General features: G+C 44.0%; 21 protein-coding genes. 18 read left to right on the top strand and 3 right to left on the bottom strand.

Going from position 1 to position 26,231, the window contains the following annotated elements; translation table 11 throughout:
- Together AB5903_RS13185 and AB5903_RS13180 are read left to right on the top strand one after the other, a co-directional pair.
- On the top strand, positions 1–730 hold a 730-nt coding region (locus tag AB5903_RS13185), incomplete at its 5' end, for a family 16 glycosylhydrolase (protein ID WP_368117907.1).
- A 14-nt stretch (positions 731–744) separates the two neighbouring features.
- Positions 745–2,253, top strand: a complete 1,509-nt coding sequence (locus AB5903_RS13180; protein ID WP_005656119.1) for a sulfatase — start codon at positions 745–747, stop codon at positions 2,251–2,253.
- Positions 2,254–2,361: 108 nt separating this feature from the next.
- On the opposite strand, the gene AB5903_RS13175 is transcribed toward AB5903_RS13180, so the two are convergent.
- Positions 2,362–2,865 (bottom strand): RNA polymerase sigma factor, encoded by a 504-nt coding sequence (locus tag AB5903_RS13175; RefSeq protein WP_272709905.1) that lies wholly within the window; start codon positions 2,863–2,865, stop codon positions 2,362–2,364.
- A gap of 229 nt (positions 2,866–3,094) precedes the next feature.
- On the opposite strand from AB5903_RS13175, the gene AB5903_RS13170 reads away from it, so the two are divergent.
- Positions 3,095–3,913: a 1-acyl-sn-glycerol-3-phosphate acyltransferase gene (locus AB5903_RS13170; protein ID WP_005656121.1), complete on the top strand. Its 819-nt coding sequence runs from the start codon at positions 3,095–3,097 to the stop codon at positions 3,911–3,913.
- A gap of 37 nt (positions 3,914–3,950) precedes the next feature.
- Positions 3,951–4,937 (top strand): GNAT family N-acetyltransferase, encoded by a 987-nt coding sequence (locus tag AB5903_RS13165; RefSeq protein WP_016661098.1) that lies wholly within the window; start codon positions 3,951–3,953, stop codon positions 4,935–4,937.
- A 1-nt stretch (position 4,938) separates the two neighbouring features.
- Here the strand turns inward: AB5903_RS13165 and AB5903_RS13160 are convergent, their stop codons facing one another.
- On the bottom strand, positions 4,939–6,285 hold the full coding sequence (locus AB5903_RS13160) for a deoxyguanosinetriphosphate triphosphohydrolase (RefSeq protein WP_016661099.1): 1,347 nt from the start codon (positions 6,283–6,285) through the stop codon (positions 4,939–4,941).
- 126 nt (positions 6,286–6,411) lie between these two features.
- Here AB5903_RS13160 and dut point away from each other — a divergent pair, with 126 nt between their 5' ends.
- The 4 genes from dut to AB5903_RS13140 all read left to right on the top strand — a co-directional run bounded on the left by dut (position 6,412) and on the right by AB5903_RS13140 (position 10,607).
- On the top strand, positions 6,412–6,843 hold the full coding sequence (gene dut / locus AB5903_RS13155) for a dUTP diphosphatase (RefSeq protein ID WP_117858031.1): 432 nt from the start codon (positions 6,412–6,414) through the stop codon (positions 6,841–6,843).
- A gap of 82 nt (positions 6,844–6,925) precedes the next feature.
- Positions 6,926–8,689, top strand: a complete 1,764-nt coding sequence (locus AB5903_RS13150) for a tetratricopeptide repeat protein (protein ID WP_117858029.1) — start codon at positions 6,926–6,928, stop codon at positions 8,687–8,689.
- A 44-nt stretch (positions 8,690–8,733) separates the two neighbouring features.
- Positions 8,734–9,312, top strand: coding sequence for a DUF4292 domain-containing protein (locus AB5903_RS13145; protein WP_005656127.1), 579 nt, complete (start codon positions 8,734–8,736; stop codon positions 9,310–9,312).
- Positions 9,309–10,607: a murein hydrolase activator EnvC gene (locus AB5903_RS13140; protein WP_060385552.1), complete on the top strand. Its 1,299-nt coding sequence runs from the start codon at positions 9,309–9,311 to the stop codon at positions 10,605–10,607. Before AB5903_RS13145 ends, AB5903_RS13140 begins: the two co-directional genes overlap by 4 nt.
- Positions 10,608–10,610: 3 nt before the next feature.
- Here the strand turns inward: AB5903_RS13140 and AB5903_RS13135 are convergent, their stop codons facing one another.
- Complete coding sequence (locus tag AB5903_RS13135) at positions 10,611–11,678, bottom strand: M20 family metallo-hydrolase (protein ID WP_016661103.1); 1,068 nt, start codon at positions 11,676–11,678, stop codon at positions 10,611–10,613.
- Positions 11,679–11,799: 121 nt separating this feature from the next.
- Here AB5903_RS13135 and AB5903_RS13130 point away from each other — a divergent pair, with 121 nt between their 5' ends.
- From AB5903_RS13130 to AB5903_RS13085, 10 genes are all read left to right on the top strand, one after another.
- A complete protein-coding gene (locus AB5903_RS13130) occupies positions 11,800–13,605 on the top strand; it encodes a long-chain fatty acid--CoA ligase (RefSeq protein WP_005656130.1) in 1,806 nt (601 codons plus the stop codon).
- A gap of 354 nt (positions 13,606–13,959) precedes the next feature.
- Positions 13,960–15,336 carry a hypothetical protein gene (locus AB5903_RS13125; RefSeq protein ID WP_272709906.1) on the top strand — a complete coding sequence of 459 codons (1,377 nt, stop codon included), beginning with the start codon at positions 13,960–13,962 and terminating at the stop codon, positions 15,334–15,336.
- 103 nt (positions 15,337–15,439) lie between these two features.
- Positions 15,440–16,558, top strand: a complete 1,119-nt coding sequence (gene prfB, locus AB5903_RS13120; RefSeq protein WP_016661105.1) for a peptide chain release factor 2 — start codon at positions 15,440–15,442, stop codon at positions 16,556–16,558.
- 225 nt (positions 16,559–16,783) lie between these two features.
- On the top strand, positions 16,784–16,918 hold the full coding sequence (locus AB5903_RS13115) for a hypothetical protein (RefSeq protein WP_016661106.1): 135 nt from the start codon (positions 16,784–16,786) through the stop codon (positions 16,916–16,918).
- Between the two features lie 14 nt (positions 16,919–16,932).
- The gene (locus AB5903_RS13110) at positions 16,933–17,403 is read left to right on the top strand and encodes a CYTH domain-containing protein (RefSeq protein ID WP_016661107.1); all 471 of its coding nucleotides are present in this window, start codon (positions 16,933–16,935) and stop codon (positions 17,401–17,403) included.
- A 32-nt stretch (positions 17,404–17,435) separates the two neighbouring features.
- Positions 17,436–18,731 (top strand): DUF4010 domain-containing protein, encoded by a 1,296-nt coding sequence (locus AB5903_RS13105; protein WP_005656146.1) that lies wholly within the window; start codon positions 17,436–17,438, stop codon positions 18,729–18,731.
- A gap of 338 nt (positions 18,732–19,069) precedes the next feature.
- Positions 19,070–20,113, top strand: coding sequence for a glycoside hydrolase family 130 protein (locus AB5903_RS13100; RefSeq protein ID WP_005656148.1), 1,044 nt, complete (start codon positions 19,070–19,072; stop codon positions 20,111–20,113).
- A 13-nt stretch (positions 20,114–20,126) separates the two neighbouring features.
- Positions 20,127–21,389: an MFS transporter gene (locus AB5903_RS13095; protein ID WP_034535866.1), complete on the top strand. Its 1,263-nt coding sequence runs from the start codon at positions 20,127–20,129 to the stop codon at positions 21,387–21,389.
- On the top strand, positions 21,373–23,106 hold the full coding sequence (locus tag AB5903_RS13090; protein ID WP_005656152.1) for a hypothetical protein: 1,734 nt from the start codon (positions 21,373–21,375) through the stop codon (positions 23,104–23,106). Before AB5903_RS13095 ends, AB5903_RS13090 begins: the two co-directional genes overlap by 17 nt.
- A gap of 31 nt (positions 23,107–23,137) precedes the next feature.
- On the top strand, positions 23,138–26,230 hold the full coding sequence (locus AB5903_RS13085) for a TonB-dependent receptor (protein WP_220396356.1): 3,093 nt from the start codon (positions 23,138–23,140) through the stop codon (positions 26,228–26,230).
- Position 26,231: the final 1 nt, after the last annotated feature.

Below are 26,231 nucleotides of genomic sequence, written 5' to 3'. Positions count from 1 at the left end.
CATGAGCCGTGCCGCACGGGTGGATAATGCACGCTGTTCGGAAGTGAACAATGGTGTGTTACAGATTCGTACAGTTGAGGAAACCGATTCTTTGGACAATCGTTTTGGTGCCAATGTGAAGTTCTCTCACGGCTGTTATCGCACGTCATTGCCCGGAAGCAAGGATTTCTGGTGTAACTTTACCGAGAATATGCGTATTGAGATTCGTTTTAAACGCAATGCTTATCAAGGTTTCAACGATGCACTTTGGTTTATGGGGAACAATAACCGTCCTTGGCCTAAGAATGGGGAAATAGATTTATTGGAAAATCCGAAAAAGACAGTCAATAATCGTGCACATTTCACATTGCACTCGGAGAATTATTATGCCGGAGTAGTAGGAGGCAGCGGAAGTGTTACCTCGACAATTGACCTGGCCGATATGTCCTGGTGGAATATCTACTGGCTGGAATGGTATCCCGACCGCATAGTAGGAGGCGTGAATGGACAGACCTATTTTGAACACCGTAAGGGAGCCAATGGCAATGAAGATTGGCCTTGGAGTGATCCGGAAGGCTTCTTTCTTATTTTCAGTACCGGTATATCAACCAATCCTAAGGCATGGCCCGGGGCGGTTATGCCGTCCGAATGGAAAAAAGATGCTATGCCGGCCATGTTCGTTGACTGGATACGGGTGTATGTGAATAAAGATTATAAAGGTGGGAAAGCTCCTGCCATAAGGTTCTATTGATATAGGTACGTGAAATGAAATATACAGTTGCTTCCTTAACAGTTGTAGCATTGCTGTCGGGTAATGCTATGGCACAGCGTAAACCTAATATCATCCTTTTTTTGGTGGATGATATGGGGTGGCAGGATACCTCTCTGCCTTTTTGGAAAGATACCACGGACTTGAACCGTATTTATGAAACTCCCAATATGGAGCGTTTAGCTGAAAGGGGAGTTATGTTTACTCACGCTTATGCCTGTTCAATCAGTTCTCCGTCACGTGTAAGTTTGTTCACTGGTGCAAATGCTGCGCAGCATAAAGTTACAAACTGGACGTTGAAGAAAGATACGCCGACCGATAGGAAAGATGCTGTCTTGGAATTTGAAGCATGGAATTATAATGGTCTTTGTCCGGAAGCGGGATTGGAACATTCTTTTTATGCGAAGTGTTTGCCTCAACTACTTCGTGAGAATGGATATGCTACTATGATGGTTGGAAAAGCGCATTTTGGTTCGATGGGTACACCTGCGGCCAATCCTTTGACAATAGGTTTCGATTATAATATTGCCGGTCATGCTGCCGGAGCTATGGGGAGCTATCTGGGCGAGGAAGGATATGGCGCCAAGAGCGATCCGGAACGTGCAGCAGTGTGGGCTGTTCCGGATTTAGAGCAATATCATGGTACTGATACTTTCTTGACTGAAGCTTTGACATTGGAGGCGAAAAGCTTATTAGATAAGGTAACCGGACAGTCTAAGCCGTTCTTTCTTTATATGAGCCATTATGCTGTACATGCGCCTTTCGGAACAGACAGACGTTTCTACCAGAAGTACGCAGATAAGGGACTTTCACATAAAGAAGCACAGTATGCGGCACTTTTGGAGGGTATGGATAAAAGTTTAGGCGATTTAATGGATTATGTGGACGAAAAAGGTATAGCCGATAATACGGTTATTATTTTTATGTCGGATAACGGCGGTTATACAATCGGTCGTCATGATAAGAATTATCCGCTGAGTGAAGGTAAAGGTTCTTTAAAGGAAGGTGGAATCCGTGAGCCGATGATTGTTTGTTATCCACATGTTGCCAAACCTTCTACCATAAATGACACCCCCGTTATTATTGAAGATTTTTTTCCTACGTTGTTGGAAATTGCCGGAGTCTGCGATTATCGGACACCTCAACATATTGATGGGATAAGTTTTTTGAAGCAAATAAAAGGACATGCCGGAGATAAAGAGCGTGCTTTGTTTTTTCATTATCCCAATAACTGGGGTGAGAGAAGACAGACGATCGGTGCACCGCAAAGTGCGGTCGTGGCGGGTGATTGGAAACTAATCCATTACTATGAATCGGGTAGTGCCTGCCTTTATAATTTGGAGAATGATATTTCGGAGAATGATGATTTGTCTGCCAGGTATCCGGATAAAGCTAAAGAACTGGCTAAGGTATTGAGCGATTATTTAAAGTCTCAACATGCTACTATGCCTATTCTGAAGCTAACCGGCAGGACAGTTCCGTATCCTGATGGTAGCATAAGATAATAAAAGAGAAAAGGGCAGTCCGTTACCGAAAGCCCTTTTCTCTTTGCTACTATATTTAAAACTTATGTTATCTATTGAAAAAGGAAAGAAGTGTTTTCTTTTTCTTGACTAAACAAAATCTTTCAGTTCTTGTTGTAGTTTTTGGCGGGTAAAGAAGATACGGCTCTTTACAGTTCCCAGCGGGAGTCCCAGCTTCTCGGCTATTTCGCGGTATTTAAAACCGGAAACATGCATGTAGAACGGTACTTTGTATTCGCGTGGCAGTGAATTGACGATACGGTGCATCTCTTTCAGGTCGTATGCGCTTTCTGTGTTCTCAAATGCTGTGTCGCGCGGCAGGTTCAGGTGGTAAAGATTGTCCGTCTGGTCCACAAATGTCTGGTCGCGCACTACTTTACGATAATTGTTAATAAAGATGTTGCGCATGATCGTATATATCCAACCTTTGAAATTAGTATCGGGCATGTATTTATCTTCATTATCCAAAGCCTTGAGTGATGTTTCTTGAAGAAGGTCGTTGGCTTCTTCGCGGTCGGAGGTGAGCTTGTACGCAAAGCGTAATAAATCGTTTTGAACTCCGATCAGATCTTTTTTAAATGTCATACTATTCATAAATGTGCTTTGTTAAATGGTTACTTGTTCGTTTTGCCTTTTAGCATTGCAAGTTTACGAAAGTTCCGGCTTTTCGACAGGCTGTTTTTAAGCAATCTTTGGGGTGAAAACTATCAATTGATAGATTTTAGGTGCTATTTGATAGATTTTGGGTGCAGTTTTCTATCGAATATTTGCATTTAATTAAAAAGATGCGTTAATTTTGCGCAATCATTTCATCACAAAAAGAATGGCTGACGACTCTTTATTTTTGATTGACATTGATAAGATTCTTCGGGAGAAAGCTCCGAAGCATGTGAAGTATATCCCTAAGTTTGTCGTATCTTATTTGAAGCGCATTGTTCATCAGGATGAATTGAATGTTTTTCTGAGAGAGTCGAAAGATAAAGTGGGGGTGGAATTCCTGCAGGCTTGTCTGGACTTTCTGGATGCCAAATTGATAGTGAAGGGCAAGGAGAATCTGCGAAAAGACGGTCTTTATACATTCGTTTCCAATCATCCCTTAGGTGGACAGGATGGAGTGGCGTTGGGTTATGTACTTGGGAGTTTTTACGATGGAAAGGTGAAATATATGGTAAATGACCTGCTTATGAACCTGCATGGACTGGCTCCTCTTTGTATTCCTATCAATAAGACCGGCAAGCAGGCCAAGGACTTTCCGAAAATGGTAGAGGCCGGGTTTGCATCGGACGATCAGCTCATCATGTTTCCTGCCGGGCTTTGCTCGCGTCGCCGGAATGGGGTTATCCGCGATTTGGACTGGAAAAAGACGTTTATAGTAAAGAGCGTTGAAGCGCACCGCGATGTAGTACCCATTCATTTTGACGGCCGTAACTCCGATTTTTTCTATAACCTGGCGAATCTTTGCAAAACGTTGGGTATCAAGTTTAATATAGCCATGTTGTATCTGGCAGATGAAATGTTGAAAAACCGTCATAAAACATTTACCATTACTATAGGTAAGCCTATTCCCTGGCAAACATTCGATAAGACGAAAACACCTGCCCAATGGGCGCAGTATGTGAAAGATATCGTGTATAAATTGTAAGTTGAACATTGAATATAAAAAAATAGAAGCTCGGAAGATGGAAGATATTATTGCACCGATAAGCAAAGAACTGCTGAAAGCGGAGTTGACCGAAGACAAACGCTTGCGCATGACGAATAAGAGTAATAATCAGATATATATTATTACTGCCCAGGATTCACCCAATACGATGAAGGAAATCGGACGTCTGCGTGAGATTGCATTTCGTGCTGCCGGTGGCGGAACAGGAATGTCCATGGATATTGATGAGTACGATATTATGGATAATCCTTATAAGCAGTTGATAGTCTGGAATCCGGAAGAGGAAGAGATATTAGGCGGTTACCGCTATATTCTCGGTACGGATGTACGCTTCGACGAGCACGGCGCTCCGATTTTGGCTACTGCGCACATGTTTAATTTTTCCGAGAAATTCTTGAATGAATATCTTCCTACTACCATTGAGCTTGGACGTTCATTCGTGACGCTCGAATACCAGTCTACCCGTCGCGACAGCAAAGGTTTGTTCGCATTGGATAATTTGTGGGACGGCTTGGGTGCGTTGACGGTGGTTATGCCCAACGTGAAGTATTTCTTCGGAAAGGTTACCATGTATCCCAGTTATATCCGTAAAGGACGCGACATGATTCTTTATTTCCTGAGAAAGCATTTTGCCGATAAAGACAGTCTGATTACTCCGATGAAACCGCTGCAATTGGAGTCGGATGAGGAAGAACTGGCTGCATTGTTCTGTAAGGATACATTTAAGGAAGACTATAAAATATTGAATGGCGAAATCCGTAAGCTGGGATACAATATTCCGCCGTTGGTAAATGCCTACATGAGTCTCAGTCCGACAATGCGTATGTTCGGTACGGCCATTAATTACGGTTTCGGTGATGTGGAAGAAACAGGTATCCTGATTGCCGTCGATGAAATCCTGGCGGAAAAGCGCATCCGCCATATCCAGTCATTCATCGAAAGCGAGCCGGAAGCATGCAAACTGACTTCCGGGGCGAATAAGATATTCTATCCGAGCAGATAAATCATACAGCCGGCAGGCTGTTTCCGTTGATTTTCCGGTAGAGGTCGAGGGCGAATACATCCGTCATGCCGGATATGTAGTCCAATACGGCCTGTATCCTTTCATACAGTGCAGTTGCTTTCATATTATATTGTCCGGATACCCGGTTGATGAGCAACTGCGAATATGCTTTTTCCGGTGAGCGTACTGCATCGATCATCAGTTCGAGCAAGGTGCTGATGATACGGAAACCGGCAAGTTCTATGTCCAATACATCGCGCGAACGGTATATCTTCTTGAAAGATACCTCTGCGCAATGTTGGTAGGCCGCGGCAGGCCGTTCGGTGATATGCTTGATGAGACTTCCCTCAAATTCCCCTTCCAGTATCTGTACTTCGTTATCGAGGAATGCCCGGGTGCATTCGCCGATAAGCAGCCCGATGACGGAAGAACGCAGATAGGCTATCTGTTCATTGGTGTCGCTCACAATCTTGAGCGTGTCGAGGATGTGCGCCTTACGTTCGTCGGGAAAGTAGGCCAGCAGCAGGTCCTGCGTTTCCTGCGTAGTGAGAATCTTCAGTTTGTGGGCATCTTCAATATCCATCATCTGGTAGCAGATGTCATCTGCCGCTTCTACCAGGTAGACAAGCGGGTGACGTGCGTATTTCAAAGGTGAACCGTTAAGCTGTTTCATCCCCAGTTCTTCGGCTATTCGCCGGAAACTTTCTTCTTCGGTAGTAAAGAAGCCAAATTTGGATTTCTGTCCTGCCAGGCTCGATGAAAAGGGGTATTTTACGATGCTGGCAAGTGTGGAATAGGTCAGGACGAAACCGCCTTTGCGGCGTCCTTCAAACTGATGGGTAAGCAGACGGAAAGCATTTGCGTTTCCTTCGAAATGAGTCAGGTCTTCCCATTGTGCCGGGGTGAGTTGTTCTCCGTCGGGTTGTTTTTCCTTCAATGCCAGCCCTTTTCCTTCCGAAAAGAAAGTAGAGATGGCGCGTTCGCCGGAATGTCCGAATGGCGGATTGCCCAAATCGTGCGCCAGACATGCTGCGGAAACAATGGAGCCGATTTCGGGCAGATAAGAGTCTTGCAGTTCGGGGCGGCGGGCAAGGATGGCTTTGGCTACGTCATTGCCCAGTGAACGGCCTACGCAGGAAACTTCCAGACTATGTGTCAGCCGGTTGTGTACGAATATGCTGCCGGGCAGAGGGAACACTTGTGTCTTGTTCTGCAATCTCCGGAAAGGTGCGGAGAAGATGAGGCGGTCGTAATCCCGCTGAAATTCAGAACGGTTCTCGTGACGCTCTTTATGAAACTCTTCCAAGCCGAATCGTTTGGCGGATATGAGGGTATTCCAGTCCATCATGTTCTTACTTTCTTATTATTTAACTGCAAATGTATGACTATTTGCTTCAAAATCCGTAATTTTGTCCGTTAAATAGTGAATTAAAGTAATCTCAATCGTAACTTCATTGAAATGGCCAATAATAGTATGACCGTCCGAATTATAAATAAGTCGAAACATCCGTTGCCTGCATACGCCACCGAGTTGTCTGCCGGAATGGACATCCGTGCCAATCTTTCCGAGCCGATAGCTTTGGAACCGTTGCAGCGTTGCCTGGTTCCTACAGGTTTGTACATCGCTTTGCCGGCTGGGTTTGAGGCACAGATTCGTCCCCGCAGCGGTTTGGCTATCAAGAAAGGTATCTCGGTATTGAACTCTCCGGGTACTATCGATGCAGACTATCGCGGTGAAATCTGTATTATCCTCGTAAATCTTTCTTCGGAAACATTTATGATTGAGGACGGAGAACGAATCGCCCAAATGGTAATTGCCCGCCATGAGCAGGCCGTATGGCAGGAGGTGAATGTGTTGGATGAAACGGAACGCGGTGCCGGTGGCTTCGGACATACGGGCGTGTAGTTGGGATGGGGTATGAGTGATTAGCGATGAGTGATTAGTGATTGACGGAGGGTTGCTTATACCATTTGATTTTATATAGATAATGAGCATATTCGATAATAAGAAAATAGGGCTGTTTTTGTTGGTGGCGGGCTTCTTGCTTGTCTCCTGCGGGACATCCCGTAAGCAGGCAAAGGCATTATCGGCGAAGCCTGTGGCGGAACTTACTCCGGAACAGCAGCGTAAGTATGATTACTTCTTTTTGGAAGCAGCCCGTCTGAAGATTCAGAAAGACTATGATGCGGCTTTTGATTTGCTGCAGCATTGCCTGACTATCAATCCGAATGCTTCGTCGGCCTTATACGAACTGGCGCAATATTATTTGTTCCTGAAGCAAGTGCCTCAGGGGCAGGCTGCATTGGAGAAGGCCGTGGAAAACGATCCGGATAATTATTGGTACAGTCAGGGACTGGCGAATCTTTATCAGCAACAGGACGAAAAGGAGAAAGCGATGAAGCTGCTGGAAGATATGTCCATACGTTTCACCGACAAGCTGGATCCGCTTTATGCCTTGTTGGACATTTATAATCGGCAGGAGCAGTATGATAAGGTGATTGCTACTTTGAACCGGATTGAGGAGAAGATGGGCAAAAGCGAGCAGTTGAGTATGGAGAAGTTCCGTATTTATCTGCAAATGAAAGACAATAAGAATGCTTTCCATGAGATAGAGAGCCTGGTTGCGGAGTATCCGATGGATTCCCGTTATCAGGTTGTGTTAGGGGATGTATATATGCAGAACGGAAAGAAAGAGGAAGCATATAACATGTACCGCAAGGTGTTGGATGCCGAGCCGGATAATGCCATGGCGATGTATTCGCTGGCGTCCTATTATGAGGAGACCGGTCAGAAAGACCTTTATCAGCAGCAGTTGGACACTTTATTGCTCAACAAGAAAGTTCCTTCGGAAACGAAACTGAATGTAATGCGCCAGTTTGTCGTGCAGAATGAGCAGGACGGTAAGGACAGTACGCGGGTTATCAGCCTTTTCGACCGTATTCTGGAACAAGAGCCGGATGATGCCGGGATACCGATGCTTTACGCTCAGTATCTTTTATCCAAAGGAATGAACAAGGAAGCCTTTCCGGTACTGCGTCAGGTGTTGGCAATCGATCCTACCAATACGGCTGCGCGTATGATGTTGCTGGGTGAAGCGGTACGCAAGGAGGATTACAACGATGTGATTGATTTATGCGAAGCCGGCGTTGAAACCAACCCGGAGATGCTGGAGTTCTATTTCTATCTGGCTATCGCTTATAACCAGGCGGAACGGACGGATGATGTAATTTCCATTTGTCAGAAAGCATTGACGCAAATTACAGCGGACAGTAAGAAAGAGGTTGTTTCGGATTTCTATTCCATTTTGGGAGACGCCTATCATACGAAAGATTTGAATACGGAAGCCTATGCTGCCTATGATTCGGCGCTGGTGTACAATCCTTCCAATATCGGAGCTTTGAACAATTATGCTTATTACCTATCTGTCGAGCGCCGTAATCTGGATAAAGCCGAGGAGATGAGTTATAAGACGGTGAAGGCGGAATCCGATAATGCTACCTATTTGGACACTTATGCCTGGATTCTGTTTGAGAAAGGCAATTATGCCGAGGCCCGTTTGTATATAGACGATGCCATGAAAAGTGACGGAGGCAAAAGCGATGTCATCGTAGAACATTGCGGCGACATCTACTATATGACGGGTGATGTGGACAAGGCTCTGGAGTATTGGAACCAGGCATTGAAGATAGGCAGTAAGTCCAAGACCCTACAGGAGAAGATTCGGAAGAAGAAGTATATCAGTGATAAGTAAGTCGGTAAAACGGTGAAGTGATACATAATAAAAGTAACAAGGTAATGGAACAAACAAAATTCAATGGCAGGACTCTGGTCTTTATGCTCTTTATCCTCTGCTGTCTGGCAGGCTGTAAAACCACCCGGAAGGCGGAGACATCCAAATTTCCCGAAAGTACCCGCTACCTGTCTTCCAAGGTGCGGCTGACCGTTCCTACCAAAGACGCCGTTTTCACCGTAAACGGTACGATGAAGCTGATAAGCGGCGAACGGATGCAGCTTTCTTTCCTCATGCCTATCATACGTACAGAGGTGGCGCGCATGGAAGTGACGCCCGAAGAAATATTGCTGGTAGACCGCATGGGCAAGCGTTACGTCCGTGCTACCCGTAAGGAATTGAAAGATGTGCTACCGAAGAAAGCCGACTTTGCTCATTTGGAAAAGATTCTATTCAATGCTTCCAAACCCAACGGAAAGAAAGAGTTGTCGGGAAAGGAATTGGGCATTCCTTCGCTGGAGAAAGGCAGAATCGAGTTGTCCGGCTTTTCCAATAATTCGTTTTCGCTGACGCCTACCGAGCTGTCTTCAAAGTACACACAAGTTGAGTTGAATGAAATATTAGAAATGCTGATGAGCTTATGAGACGTTTGCTTTGTATTTTTATAGGTTGTTTCTGTCTGGCTTTTCCGCTTCTTGCCCAGTCCAACAAACTGATAAAGGAATTGGAAAGCAAGCGCGGTGCTTTGCAAAAGCAGATTACCGAATCGGAAACACTTCTGAAAACTACAAAGAAAACCGTAAGCAGCCAGTTGAACGGACTTGCCGCTTTGACGGGGCAGATAGAGGAACGCAAACGCTATATCCTTACCATAAATAACGATGTAGAGTCGATAGATCGTGAGCTATCGTCATTGGAACGCCAGTTAGGAAAATTGCAGCGCGACTTGAAGGACAAGAAGAAGAAATACGAGTCGTCTGTCCAGTACCTTTATAAGAACCGTTCCATTGAGGAGAAGCTGATGTTTATTTTCTCTGCGCGGAGTCTGGCGCAGACCTATCGCCGCTTGCGTTATGTGCGTGAGTATGCCACCTACCAACGCCTGCAGGGCGAGGAAGTGCTGAAAAAGCAGGAACAGGTCAATAAGAAGAAAGCGGAACTCAGGCAGGTGCGGGCTGCCAAAGCCAATCTGCTGAAAGAGCGCGAGGCCGAGAAAGTAAAACTGGAAGCGCAGGAGAAAGAAAAGCGTATCCTTGTGGCCGATTTACGGAAGAAGCAACGCGGATTACAGAACGAGATTGCCAAGAAGCGGCGCGAGGCCAGCCAACTTAATGCGCGTATCGACCGCTTGATTGCCGAAGAAATAGAGAAAGCCCGCAAACGTGCCGCAGAGGAAGCACGCCGTGAAGCGGCTGCCCGCAAGAAAGAAGCGGCTAAAGCGGCTAAGTCGGGAACGTCCGCTTCCGGAAAAAAGGTTGCTCCTTTGGAAACTTATACCATGAGTAAGGCCGACCGAGAGCTGTCCGGTGACTTTGCCAATAACCGCGGCAAGCTGCCTATGCCTATCAGCGGAGCCTATATCATAACCAGCCATTACGGGCAATATGCCGTGGAGGGATTACGCAATGTCAAGTTGGACAATAAAGGTATCGACATCCAGGGAAAACCGGGAGCGCAGGCGCGTGCCATCTTCAACGGCAAGGTGGCGGCCGTATTCAAACTGAACGGGCTGTTTAATATCCTTATCCGTCATGGAGCCTATATTTCCGTATATTGCAACCTGGCTTCCGCTTCGGTGAAACAAGGCGACACGGTCACTACCAAGCAAGCTATCGGCCAGGTATTCTCGGATGGGGCGGACGGCGGACGTACGGTACTTCATTTCCAGCTACGCCGTGAAAAGGAGAAGCTGAATCCCGAACCCTGGCTGAACAGATAAATCTTATATTGTTGCTCCGTCCAGCAGGTCCAGATAAAGTGCAATAGCCTCTTCAATCTCTTTGACGAAGATAAACTCATCCGCAGTATGGGAGCGGCTGCTCTTGCCCGGTCCTATTTTCATGGACGGGAAAGACATCAGTGCCTGGTCTGAAAGGGTAGGCGAACCGAAAGGAGTCCGACCCATCGCAACGGCCTTTTTTACCAGCGGGTGTTCGGGAGAAACATGCGAAGAACCCAAGCGGAAAGAACGCGCTTTGGCTTCACAGGCGATGTGTTTCCGTATCTCGTCGAAAAGTTCCTGGTTGGTGTAACATTCGTTACTGCGGATGTCGACTACGAATGTGCAGCGGTCGGGTATTACATTGTGCTGTGTCCCTGCATTCACCATGGTTACACTCATTTTTACCGGTCCCAATAAAGCCGATTCTTTCGGGAAACGGTAATCGCGGAACCAGGCAATGTCGTTCAGCACCTTGTATATGGCGTTGTCGCCTTCGTTCCGGGCAGCATGCCCCGACCTGCCGTAGGCGGTGACATCCAGTACCATCAGCCCTTTTTCGGCAATGGCGGGTTGCATCTCCGTGGGTTCGCCCACAATGGCGAATTGTATGGGCGGCAGCTCCGGTAGTACGGACTCTACTCCTTCCTTGCCCGACACCTCTTCCTCGCAGGAAGCCAGGTAAATCAGGTTGTAAGCCTGTGTAGTCCGGCACAATTGCAGGAATACCTGCAGCAGGCTGACTACGCTTGCTCCGGCGTCATTGCTTCCCAAACCGTAAATCTTGCCGTTCTCTTCCGTAGGGGTGAACGGGGCTTTCCGCCATCCGTTTACGGGCTTCACCGTGTCGATGTGCGAGTTCAGCAGCAGCGTAGGTTTGTTCAGGTCGAACATCGGGCTGAGACACCATATATTGTTGCCTTTCCGTCCGGTTGCCATTCCCTGCATTTCGATGTAATTCTGAAGAAAGTCCGCGGCCTGCTCCTCTTCGCGGCTCAATGATGGTATGGCTATCAATGATTTAAGCAGTCCGATTGCCTCGGAAACCAGTGTTTCTATATCCGTTGTCATCGTTGGGTTCTGTTATATATTCGTTATTACTTTGCAAACTTACGGATAAATCCCGAAAAAGGGAGATAGTTTCAAATAAAACTAATACCTTTGTACCCATATTTACCAATTCATTAAAAATATGACTTATCATCATTTGTCTGTTCTGATACATCGTCAGGCAGAGAAGTATGGAGACAAAGTAGCCCTTAAATACAGGGACTATGAAACATCACAATGGATACCTATCACTTGGAATAAATTCTCTCGGACAGTACGTCAGGCAGCCAATGCGTTGGTGGCTTTAGGTGCAGAGGAACAGAGGAACATCGGTATCTTCTCACAAAACAAGCCGGAATGTTTATTTACCGATTTTGCTGCCTTTGCCAACCGTCTGGTTACCATACCGCTGTATGCTACCAGCTCTTCGGCTCAGGCCCAGTATATTATCAACGATGCTCAGATACGTTTCCTCTTTGTGGGCGAGCAATTCCAGTATGATGCCGCTTTCAGCGCATTCGGCTTTTGCCACTCTCTGGAGAAACTGATTATTTTCGACCGCAGCGTTGTGCGCGATCCCCGCGACAAGACCTCTATCTACTACGACGAGTTTCTGGCATTGGGCGAGGGGCTACCCCACAATGCCGTTGTGGAAGAGCGTACCGCCCGTGCATCGGACAGCGACCTTGCCAATATTCTTTATACATCCGGTACCACCGGCGAGCCGAAAGGAGTGATGCTGCACCACTTCAACTACAGAGAGGCTATCCGCATCCATGATATCCGCCTGACTGCCATGACGGATAAGGATGTGTCCATGAACTTCCTTCCGTTGACGCATGTGTTTGAAAAAGCATGGACTTATTTCTGTCTTCACAGAGGTGTGCAGGTTTGCGTCAATCTTCGTCCGGCAGATATTCAGACCACTATCAAGGAGATACGTCCTACATTGATGTGCAGCGTTCCCCGCTTTTGGGAGAAGGTATATGCCGGTGTGCAGGAGAAGATTGCCCAAGAGAGCGGCCTGCGGAAAGCAATGATGCTGGATGCTCTTAAAGTAGGGAAGATGCACAACATTGATTACCTGCGTGCAGGCAAAACGCCGCCCCTGATGCTTCATCTGAAGTATAAATTCTATGAAAAGACTATCTATGCCCTGCTGAAAAAGACAATCGGTATTGAGAACGGTAATTTCTTCCCGACTGCCGGTGCTGCCGTATCCGATGAAATCTGCGAATTCGTGCACTCGGTGGGCATCAATATGGTGGTGGGTTATGGATTGACGGAATCTACGGCTACCGTGTCCTGCTTCCTCGACAAGGGGTATGAGATAGGTTCGGTAGGTACTGTCATGCCCGACCTTGAAGTGAAGATTGGAGAAAACAATGAAATCCTGCTTCGCGGTAAGACTATTACTACCGGCTATTATAAGAAACCGGAAGCCACCGCTGCGGCTATCGACAAAGATGGCTGGTTCCATACGGGTGATGCCGGCTATCTGAAAGGAAATCATTTGTATCTGACCGAACGTATCAAGGATTTGTTCAAGACCTCGAACGGAAAGTATATCTCTCCGCAGGCTCTGGAAACCAAACTGTCGATAGACCGTTACATTGACCAGATTGCTGTCATTGCCGACCAGCGTAAGTTTGTGTCTGCCCTGATTGTTCCGGTTTATGGCTTGGTGAAGAACTATGCCAAGGAGAAAGGCCTTGAGTACAAGGATATGGCCGACTTGTTGCAGCATCCTAAAGTGCAGGCTTTGTTCCGTGCCCGCATTGATACGTTGCAACAGCAGTTTGCGCATTATGAGCAGGTGAAACGTTTCACTTTATTGTCCGAACCGTTCAGCATGGAACGGGGCGAGCTGACAAATACATTGAAGCTGAAACGCTCTGTGGTGGCGAAGAATTATAAGGAGCTGATTGATAAGATGTACGAAGAATAAAAGTCCGGATGACTTTAGAGTTTGCTTAAAATAGGAAAAAAGGAGGCGGTATGCCTCCTTTTTTATTGTCGGATATGCCGTCAACGGTTTAGGCTTATATGTTTACAAATGGAACGGTATGATTCTTTCTTCTTTTCCGCTCCGTTGAATGAACTCTATCAAGTCAGGGACTGAATGCCTTTCACTCAGAGACTCATTGTTCCCCTGTTCAGAAGTCTTTGTGAGCGGGGAGGGAGAAAAGAGGAAAAAGTTGGAAGTCGGGATAAAAAATGTGTATTTCTTCTTAGGGTTGCGCCGGTGTGGTCTGTTTATATTCTATGGAAAGATATTTTTAATCTTAAAACTTAGTATGCTATGAGAAAGCTTTTATCGGCGCTGATATTGTCGTTTTCAATATGGAGCGTTTTTTCATGCCGGCAGGAAAATAATGTAACCGTTAAGCAGTATCCCATGTTCTGGACATGGCTGGATTATCGTCCCGGCATGAATTTCGATTCGGTATGCCAGGTGATGAATGACATCGGCATGGATGGAATAATGCTGAATGCACCTACCCCCGACGACTATCGCATTGCCATTCCCATAGCCCGTAAACACGGCATTGAAGTATACGCATGGTTGTGGACCATGAATCTGGAGCACGACCGCGATAAGATTTTGGCAGAACATCCCGACTGGTTCAGCGTAAACCGCAACGGAAAGAGCCTCGCAGATACTACGGCATATGTGGATTATTATAAATTCCTCTGTCCCGCACTGCCTGAGGTGCGCGAATTCATCAGGGAGAAAATTAAGTCGTATTGCGAAGTCGAGGGATTGAACGGAATTGCCATCGACTACAACCGTTTGGTGGATGTAGTGCTTCCTACCACGTTATGGCCGCATTACGGTATTGTGCAAGACCGGGAATATGCCGCATGGGATTACGGTTATCATCCCGCCATGCTCGAAAAGTTCAAGAGCAGGTATGGCTATGATCCGCGTGAGCAGCAGGACCCTTCGGCAGACATAAAGTGGCGGCAGTTCCGTTGCGACCAGATAACGGAAGTTGCGAATATGATTGCCGGAGTGGTGCATTCGTATGGCAAGACAATGGCGGCATCTCCGTTTCCTACGCCGAAAATGGCTTCACGCATGGTGCGGCAGGACTGGGGTAAATGGAACCTGGATATCGTTTTTCCGATGGTTTACCATACTTTCTATACGGAAGATGTCAGTTTTATTTCCGATTGTACCGTTGAGAATGTGCGCGACAAGAATGATAAAACCGTATTGTATTGCGGCATGACCGCTACCGATGGTCCGGAAATGTTCGAATGTATGGATGCCGCGCTGAATAGCGGTGCTCAGGGCATTGCCGTATTTACGGTGGCAGGCTTGCGCTCATCTGAGGTAAAGAACCGGTTCAAAACTTATACGGACAGCGTACGGGCGGTGCGCGCGGCTAATGGCGGTATCATTGAAGCGGTGCATCCTCACGTGGCGGATACCAATCCTTTTACTCATAAAGGCATCATGGCGTTGGTGGAAAAACGTATGCGACGGATTGTGGCCGAAGCATCCGGTAAAGAGGTGTTACCCCCGTTGGCTTTGGGTGAGTATAAGCAAACGGAATCTTACGATGCCACCCGTTGCTATCGGGTGTCGGATGAGAACAGCAGGACGGTCTTTAAGGTTACTTTCTACTTCTACGGTGATGTACTTTCGGGTTGGGACGTAGTGGCGGAATAGCCCGCCCTCTTTCTTATTCCGTTGATTGCAGCGGATTTATGCGATTTTTTCAGACTTTTGCACTATCTTTGCGGTTTAAAAAGATAGAATTTGAAGAAAGTATATGATTACCATTGAACAACTGAAAGATATCAAGGAACGTACCGAAGCGTTGAACCGCTATCTGGACATCGAAGGAAAAAAAATACAAGTGGAAGAGGAGCAATTGCGCACGCAGGCTCCGGGTTTCTGGGATGACCAGAAAGCCGCCGAAGCTCAGATGAAGAAAGTGAAAGGCTTGCAGCAATGGATTTCCGGCTACAATGAAGTCAAGGTTATGGCGGATGAGTTGCAGCTTGCATTCGATTTCTACAAGGATGAACTGGTAACGGAAGAGGAAGTGGATGAGGCCTATGCAAAGGCATCCGCTGCCGTAGAGGCCCTTGAGCTCAAGAATATGCTTCGTGAGGAAGCCGACCAGATGGATTGTGTACTGAAAATAAATTCGGGAGCCGGCGGCACGGAGAGCCAGGACTGGGCGAGCATGCTGATGCGTATGTATCTGCGATATGCCGAAACACACGGATATAAGGCAACTATTTCCAACTTGCAGGAAGGCGACGAGGCTGGAATCAAGACCTGTACCATTGAAATATCGGGCGATTATGCCTACGGCTATCTGAAAGGCGAGAACGGTGTCCACCGTTTGGTGCGCGTATCTCCCTATAATGCTCAGGGCAAGCGTATGACTTCTTTCGCATCCGTTTTCGTCACTCCGCTGGTGGACGATACGATTGAGGTGAACATCGAACAGGCGCGCATCTCGTGGGATACTTTCCGTTCCAGCGGTGCGGGCGGACAGAACGTAAATAAGGTGGAGTCCGGCGTGCGTTTGCGCTATCAGTTCAAAGACCCTTACACTGGCGAGGAAGAGGAAATTCTGATTGAGAATACCGAAACGCGCGACCAGCCCAAGAACCGGGAGAATGCAATGCGTCAGTTGCGTTCCATTCTGTACGACAAGGAACTTCAGCATCGTATGGCGGAACAGGCAAAGGTGGAAGCCGGCAAGAAGAAGATTGAGTGGGGTTCGCAAATCCGCAGTTACGTGTTCGACGACCGCCGCGTGAAAGACCACCGTACCAATTTCCAGACTTCGGATGTAAACGGGGTAATGGACGGTAAGATAGACGGTTTCGTCAAGGCCTACCTGATGGAATTTGCAGGCGGAGATAACATTTAGTCCTTTCTGCTTTCCTTTCTATAGGCACGGGATTGCACGGATTTCGCAGATTTGCTTTATTCTTTTTCGGTGAACTCCGTGTAATCCCGTGTCTGATAAAGAAACAAATAACAAACGTTTTTTTGTTTTGACACATTCCTTTCTTTTTTCTTTTATAAATGCTTGCAAACTTCCCGAATTTCCTTTTACTTTGTTTATCGTTGAACTTTAAACTATAGAAACACCATGGGAAAGAGTAAAAAGAAAGTAATGCACAGCCGGAAAGAAGAACAACAAGCCAGGAAAGTATTGCTGATTATCGGAGTTGCCGCTTTGGTATTGGTAGTTGCCATGCTGGTGGGCTATTCCTTCTTAGGCTGATTCAGAAGATAAATATGCCGCAAGAGATAGAACGGAAATTTCTCGTAAAAGGAGAATACAAGTCGCAAGCATACTCGCAGGACCGTATCATTCAGGGATATATCAGCAGTGCGCGCGGACGGACGGTGCGGGTACGCATACGTGGCGGGCAGGGGTATCTCACCATTAAGGGAGCATCCGATGCATCCGGTATCAGCCGTTACGAATGGGAAAAAGAAATTCCTCTGAATGAAGCCGAGGAGCTGATGAAACTGTGTGAGCCGGGTGTTATTGATAAAACCCGTTACCTGATACGCAGCGGAAACCATGTTTTTGAGGTAGATGAGTTCTACGGTGAGAATGAGGGACTGGTAGTTGCCGAAGTGGAGCTTGCCTCGGAGAACGAGCCTTTTGAGAAGCCGGACTTTATCGGGCAGGAAGTGACGGGAGATATCCGTTATTACAATTCGCAACTGATGAAACATCCGTTCAAGGAATGGAAGTAAACTAATTACGCCCCGTAATTGTTGATTCGTATATGGAGAAACTGTACCAATACCTGCCGGAAGAACTCGTCACTTTTATCCTGGTGACGGTGTTTTCTTTGCTTATAGGTCTTTCCTTGAGGCGTATCAGTCTGAAGCGCGAAGGAGAGACGACCTTGTTCGGTACGGACCGTACTTTCACCTTTATCGGCATTCTGGGCTATCTCCTCTATATTCTCGACCCGACGGACTATCGCCTGTTTATGGGTGGCGGGGCTGTCCTGGGGTTGCTGCTTGCCTTGAATTATTACGTCAAGCAGGCTCAGTTTCATGTGTTCGGGGTCACTACCATTATCATTGCGCTCATTACGTATTGCATTGCACCTATCGTTGCTACGCAGCCCTCCTGGTTCTATGTAATGGTAATTGTGACCGTATTGCTCTTTACCGAGCTGAAACATACGTTTACCGAACTGGCACAGCGGATGAAGAACGACGAAATGATTACGCTTGCCAAGTTCCTTGCCATCAGCGGTATCATCCTCCCGATGCTGCCCGACGACAATCTGATACCGGGCATCAACCTCACGCCTTACAGTATATGGCTGGCTACGGTGGTGGTTTCGGGCATCTCCTATCTTTCTTATCTGCTGAAAAGATATGTATTCCGTGAGTCCGGTATTTTGGTATCCGGCATTGTAGGCGGGTTGTACAGCAGCACTGCCACCATATCCGTACTGGCGCGCAAAAGTCGGAAAGTATCCGCCCAGGAAGCACCCGAATATGTGGCGGCGATGCTGTTGGCGGTCAGCATGATGTTCTTGCGGTTTCTTATCCTGATAGGAATATTCAGTGTAGGGGCTTTGACAGCCATTTATCCGTATTTGCTGATAATGTCTGCCGTTGCTGCTGGGACGGCGTGGTTCCTGCATTCCCGGTGGAAGCGTCCTGCTATGTCGGAAACGGTCGATGAAGACGAGGACGGCAGCAATCCGCTGGAGTTCAAGGTAGCGCTTATTTTTGCCGTGCTTTTTGTGGTATTTACAATCGCTACCCATTATACGTTGATATACGCCGGCGAGGGCGGGTTGACTCTGCTCTCCTTTGTTTCCGGCTTCAGCGACATCACTCCGTTCATCTTGAATCTTCTGCAGGGTACGGGCAATGTGCCTGTTTCATTGATAACGGCTTGCAGCATGCAGGCGATAGTAAGCAACATTGCCGTAAATATGTGTTATGCATTGTTCTTCTCCGGCAAGAAGAGTCCGTTGCGTTCGTGGGTGTTGAGAGGCTTCGGTTGTGTCATTGCCGCCAATGTGCTCCTGCTGCTGTTTTTCTACTTTCTGTAAATCAATGTGCTTCTGCAAAAGTGAAAGAATGTACGCTTACATTTTTCTAAATGCTTTGTTGTAAGTTATCCGTTTGTTTTTCCAAAAAGAAACTATACTATAGTTTTATGAGAATATAATATACCTTTTTTGTTTTGTATATTATTGATTATCATAATATTAAATAAAACATGTAAGGAGGTATGTGTTCTTTTCTTTGGGAGACTTTTTTTCTACTAAATACACTTCTTTAAAACATGTTTTAGAGCATGTGTACACTTATTTGAGAATATAGTAAACGCTTTCTACTTGTCTGTCGTATACTTTTGCTCACAAATTAATAATTAATCAGAAATACTATGGATATAGCAAAAAGATGTGAGCAGAACCCTTTGCTTGCGCCCAAAAATTTGAAAGCAGGCATAGATGGAATGGAAATAACATGTTTGTTAAACCCTGGAGTTTTCAGGTATCAAGACAAAATATGGCTACTTTTGCGCATTGCAGAACGACCTATACAAAAAGAAGGTATTATTAGTTTTCCTATATATAATAAAGAAGGTAAAATAGAGGTTGTTTCTTTTTCAAAGGATAGTCCTGATTTGAATGCGTCAGATCCTCGGGTAATCAGTTATAAGGGTAAGGATTATTTAACAACAATGTCATATCTAAGATTGGTTTCGAGCACTGATGGCATTCACTTCAAGGATGAACCAGAGTTTCCACCAATTTTTGGAAAAGGTGAATTAGAGACATTTGGTATTGAAGATTGTCGTGTTGCTACAACAGAAGATGGTTTTTACCTTACTTTTACGGAGGTATCACCTGTGGCAGTAGGGGTGGGATTAATTCATACTAAAGATTGGAAGAACTATGTGAGATATGGAATGATATTTCCGCCACATAATAAGGATTGTGCTCTGTTTGAACAAAAAATAGGTGGTCGATACTTTGCTTTTCATCGCCCAAGCAGTCCAGAGCTTGGTGGTAATTATATTTGGTTGGCAGAATCTCCTGATCGTCTGCATTGGGGAAACCACAAATGTGTGGCAGTAACTCGTGAAGGAATGTGGGATTGTGCTCGTATAGGTGCTGGTGCGGCTCCTATCAAGACTGATAGAGGTTGGTTGGAAATTTATCATGGAGCCGATTTCAATCACCGTTATTGTTTAGGAGCTTTGCTCCTTGATTTAGAAGATCCTTCAAAAGTAATTGCAAGAAGTGAAGATCCTATCATGGAACCTATTGCTCCTTATGAACAGACTGGTTTTTTTGGAAATGTTGTTTTTACAAATGGACATTATGTAGATGGTGATAGAATAACAATGTATTACGGAGCAAGTGACGAAGTTATTTGTAAGGCGGAGTTCTCTATTAAAGAAATCTTGAATACGCTAAAATAGAATGATATAGATGATGGATAAATTGAGGAAAGAATATTTATTCTTTAAGCAACAAGAACCTAACATGAAAATATTGCTGTTAACCAATATGCTTTATGCATTGGTGTTACCGGTAGTTGAAATTTTTGTGGGAGCTTATATAATGAGAAATACTAGTGATCCGGTTATGGTTGCCTTTTATCAGTTAGCTATGTATGCGGGTATTGTTGCTACTTCTTTTGTGAATGGTTTTTTACTGAAGAAATACAATGTAAAAATTCTCTATTCGGCAGGAATATTGGTAAGTGGTATTGCAATGTTCGGAATGATGACTATTAAGTCGCTTGGATTTATCGAACTTGGTTTGGCGGGCTTTTTAATGGGGGCGGCTTCAGGCTTTTTTTGGACGAACCGTTATTTATTGGCTCTTTATAATACTAATGATGATAATCGTAACTATTTTTTTGGATTGGAGTCTTTCTTTTTCTCTATTACCTCTATTGGCGTACCTTTGGCTATCGGTGCATTTATTAGTCAGATAGGTGGAAAAGAAATTTTGGGTTTTATGTTTAATATCAGTGATTCCTACCGTATGGTAACGATGGGAGTAGTGGTTATTACTATTATTGCTTGTTTAGTGCTATGGCGAGGGAATTTTAATAATCCGAAAGAAACCAACTTTCTTTATTTCCGATTTAATATCCTTTGGAAAAAGATGCTTTGGTTGGCTGCTTTGAAAGGTATGGTTCAGGGGTTCTTGGTAACGGCTCCGGCTATATTGGTCCTTAAGTTAGTAGGTGATGAAGGGGCTTTAGGTTTGATACAAGGTATCAGTGGGGCGCTGACAGCAATTTTGGTTTATATATTAGGACGCATAGCTCATCCGAAAGACCGTTTGAAGATATTTGTAGGTGGGTTAATACTCTTTTTTATTGGCACCCTGTGGAATGGCATTCTTTTTTCGGTTGTAGGAGTTATTATTTTTGTTCTTTGTAAGGTGGTTTTTCAGCCTTTGTTTGATTTAGCTTATTTCCCTATTATGATGAGAACCATTGATGTTGTTGCAAAGATTGAGCATAGAAATGAATATGCATATATCTTGAGCCATGAATTCGGACTGTTTTTGGGAAGGGCGTTTGGATTACTGTTATTTATATTTCTTTCATATAGCATTTCACAGGATTTTGCTCTGAAGTATGCATTGATTATTGTTGCAGGATTGCAGTTAATAGCATACCCTTTAGCTAAAAATATTATTAACCAAACTAATATTATCGAACATGAAAATGATAAGTAAAAGTTTTTATACCTTTATTATTGTTGGCCTATTGGTCTCTTGCTCTAGTGGAAAAGATAACTTCGGAGAGAAGATTGTGCAGGTTTCTATTAATAGAGTAGACTCTATGCCTGATATTCCGGAAACTTATAAGATGTTAGATTGGCGACAGAAAGCAAAAGATTATGACCGCTTCATTTTCGATTGGAACAATAAGAGTGAAGTCGGTCCATTGATTTGGTTGGATGATGCCCGTCGGAATATTGATCAGACTACTTTTGGTTTATATACAGCTATTAAAGATATCCGACAGGGGAAAGATGCAAATAATGGAGAGTTTCATGAAAGTTTGAATTCATTGGCTGCTATTTTAGGTGCCGGTTTGGTAGGCATTGATAAAACCAATCAGGATGGATACAATTATGTAAAGATGGTTCAAAACTACTTCAATTCGGATAATGGATGGAATATAATGATGAACAACACGAATCCGGCAGTCGCTAACTTGGGTGGTGGCTATGGACGTGACTGGTGGTATGATGTACTTCCTAACGCTTTGTATTATGCTGTATGTGACGTATTTCCAAATGTAGATGGAGCTGAGAGGATACAAAGAAGCATTGCTGAACAGTTTGTAAAAGCAGATTCTGTATTAAATGGAAATTATGACTATTCATACTTTGATTATAAAAATTTAAAAGGCTATGTTAATCATATTCCCATGCAGCAGGATGCAGCAGGTGGACATGCCTATGTGCTTTTATGTGCTTATCATAAATTTGGTGATCCACGCTATTTGGAACATTGTAAGAGTGCCTTGGAAGCACTAATTTCTCAGAAAGAAAGCCGTTTTTATGAAGCTCTTTTGCCTTTAGGTGTATATGTTGCAGCTTATTTAAATGCTACAGAAGGGACAAATTATAATGTATCTAAACTCTTTGATTGGGTGTTTGATGGCTGTCAAAGTTCTTCTGGACGTACTGGCTGGGGAATTATAGTAGGAAAGTGGGGAGATTATGATGTAAGTGGATTACAAGGGAGTATAACAGATGGTGGTGGATATGCGTTCCTTATGAATAGTATCAAACCGGCATGGCCTTTCATTCCATTAGTTAAGTACCAACCCGAATATGCAAAAGCTATCGGTAAGTGGATGCTAAACAACTCAAGTGCATGCCGTCTGTTTTATCCGGGTGATATTGATGAAAAGCATCAATGGGCTCCGGAACTGAAAAATATTACAAATAACAATGTGTCGTATGAAGGCCTGAGAAAGGCGGATGATTATGGTAAGGAATCTTTGAAAGGGGTTAGTCCGGTTGCGATTGGCGATGGTCCTAAATGGATAGAAGGTAACCCTGCTGAAAGTATGTTTAGCGTATATAGCTCTTCTCCGGTTGGTATTTTGGGAGCAATTATAACAAAAACCGATGTAGAAGGTATTCTTCAGTTGGATTGTAATGCTACTGATTTTTATGTGGATAAGCCTTATCCGGTTTACCTTTATTATAATCCCTATAAAGAGGCTAAAACTATTACTTATCGGGCATCACAAGAATGTGACCTGTTTGATATTGTTGCAAAAAAGTATGTTGCTAGAAATGTGAATGAAAGTGGCTTGATTGAGATTCCGGCTAATGATGCAAGAGTTATCGTAGAACTTCCTCAAGGTACGGTATTGGAGCTACAAGATGGTAAGATTATTGCCAATAAAGAGAATATAATTGCATATAAATAAAACCTATTGTAAAACTAATAATTGAAGTATTATGAAATTTAATTTGTTTTCGAGTAAATCTAGGGTACGGCAATTTTGCCTGACTATGCTTTGCTTGTTTTTATTCCAGGGAGTCATTGCCCAAAATAAAATGTTGGTTGGAACCGTTGTAGATGAACTTGGAGAGGCTTTGATTGGAGTAAGCGTCTTGAATAAAACTACAGGAGAGGGAACTATTACTGCCATAGATGGCAGCTTTAGCCTTTCGGGTAAGCAAAATGATTTAATTCAATTCTCTTATATAGGCTATGCCTCTGTGGACTATGTAGTTAAACAAGAGGAAAATATCAGAGTTGTGTTGAAAGAAGATACGCAAAATCTAGAGGAAGTGGTTGTTGTGGGGTATTCTGCACAAAAAAAGTCTTCTCTTACAGGAGCTATTGCACCAGTGAATATGGATGATATGGAGAAGCGTCGGGTTGCCACAGTGTCTCAAGCTCTCCAAGGTCAGGTTGCCGGTGTGCAGATAACCCAAAGTACAGGTGCACCGGGTGATGACATCTCCATGTTGATTCGTGGAGAGGGCACTATCGGTAATAATAGCCCTCTGTACATCATTGACGGAGTACCATCAAGAACCATGACTTTTTTGAATCCGTCTGATATTAGCTCAATTACAGTACTAAAGGATGCTTCTGCGGCTGCTGTTTATGGTTCACGTGCTTCTGGCGGTGTAGTTGTGATTACGACTAAAGAAGGTGAAGTGGGAAAAGGACATTTAGAACTGAATTATTATTATGGAATACAGAAGGTTGCGAATCTACCCAGGATGCTGAATACTCAACAATATATGGATGTGCAGGAAATAGCATGGAATAATGCCGGTTATGAAGGCTCAAATCCTTATACTATTGATAAAAAAAGGACAGATCTTGCCGATACTGATTGGTTAGATGAACTATTTACTTTAGGACAGACTCATAATATTCAAGCAACTATGAGTGGAGGTTCGAAAGGTGTAAACTATTTGCTTTCTGCTGGATATATTTCTCAAGATGGTATTGTGGTATATGATAATGATAGGTATCGTCGCTTTAGTTTGCGCTCAAATATAAATGCAAAGTATTATGACAGACTCAATATAGGAGCTAATGTACAATTGACTTATTCAATTCAGGATAAATTAAACTCAAAAGGTGATGCGCCGGGTATTATCAGACATGCTATGTTGCGTCCGTCAGTGTTAAGTGTTTATAAAGATGTGAATGATCCTACTTATAAAGCTAATGATCCTTTTACGGACTTGCCTTTTTATAAGAATAACGATCGAAACGGCGGTTGGGAAAGTAGCAAATATGAATGGACGTCTAATCCTATTGCTTTAGCTTATTATACAGATGATAAACGTTCGCAGTACACAACATTTGGTAATGTTTTTGCAGAATACGAGTTTTTGCAAGATCATTCTTTAAAGTTCAAGACTAATTTGGGTATTGATTTGAATCTTTATCACAATAAGGCTTTCAATCAGAATTTTGGTGACGATGATGGCAGCGGTTCGGATGTGGATAAAGGTTTGGGTAGACAAAACAGACCGAGTAACCTTGATGAATCACGTGGTGAAAGTTTCACATTGACTTGGAATAATACGCTAAGTTATGCAAAACAATTTGAAAGGCATAATATTAATGCTGTAGCGGGTACTGAATTTATTTCCAATTATGAATCATCTATAGGAGCTTCTCGGCAACGTTATGATTATACTAATGATACTTTCAGATATCTTGATTTTGGTGGAACAGAGTCTGATATATGGAATAGTGGCTCAGGCTCAGAGTGGGCATTGATGTCTGTTTTCGCCTCTGCTACTTATGTATATGATAACCGCTATATGATAACTGGAAATTTTCGTGCAGATGCTTCTTCCCGGTTTGCAAGTAATCATGCTTGGGGATTTTTTCCTTCAGTGTCGGCTGGATGGAAAATGTCTGAAGAAAAGTTTCTGAAAAATATATCGTGGTTATCAGATTTGAAGTTGAGAGGTAGTTGGGGACAGTTGGGGAATCAAGAGATTGATAACTATACCTTTATGACTTTATTAAAGAAAGATGGTGATAAATATGTTATTTCCCGTTATGGCAATCCCGATTTGAAATGGGAAACATCAGAACAGTGGAATGTTGGTGTTGATTTAGGAATATTGAGAAACAAGTTATATTTGTCTGCCGACTACTTTATGAAAACAACATCAGATATATTGTTACCAATTTCATTGCCTTCTTATGTAGGTAGTGTATCTCCTACAATAGTGAATGCTGGTACTGTGCGTAATAAAGGTTTTGAACTATCATTGACATATAGGGATAAAGTGGGTGATTTTAATTATAGTATTAATGGCAACATTGCTACTTTAGACAATAAGGTACTAAAATTACATCCTAATTTGCCTAATATTGATGGCAAGGTTACCCGTACAACAGTAGGTCAGCCATTGAATGCTTATTATGGTTTTGTGATGGAAGGTATTTATCAAAATGAGGCAGAAATTAATGAACAACTTTATGCAACAGACAATCCTACGGTGCAGCCTGGAGATATTCGTTTCAAAGATTTAGATAATAATGGAAAGATAGATGACAATGACCGCGATTTTCTAGGTAGCCCGATTCCTAGGTTTACTTACGGATTTACTCTGAATGGAGAGTATAAAGGGTTTAATTTTTCTATGTTGTTTCATGGAGTGCAAGATGTGCAACATTTTAATGATTTGAAGAAAATTTTGAATTATGATACGCGCCCATTCAATCATACAACAGAGATGTTGGGTTACTGGCATGGAGAAGGGACAAGTAATTCGATTCCTCGTCCAAGTTTTACGGACAATGGGGGAAGCAGAATATCAAGCATATTTGTAGAGGATGCTTCTTTCTTTAGATTAAAAAATGTTGAGCTAGGCTATTCTTTTGCAAAATTGCTGAAGAAAATCAATTCACCTATATCCGATTTGAAAATATATGTGTCGGCAGAGAATTTGTTTACCGTAACTTCATACTCAGGTCTGGATCCTGAATCTACGGACCTAATAGATTATGGAACTTATCCCCAAGCAAGATCATTCTTGTTTGGTGTAAATGTTAAATTTTAAA

The sequence above is a fragment of the Bacteroides sp. 2201st1_D9_2201SCRN_220225 genome (assembly GCF_040928965.1).
Lineage (GTDB): Bacteria > Bacteroidota > Bacteroidia > Bacteroidales > Bacteroidaceae > Bacteroides > Bacteroides stercoris.
This window is presented reverse-complemented; position numbering and strand designations above follow the sequence as displayed.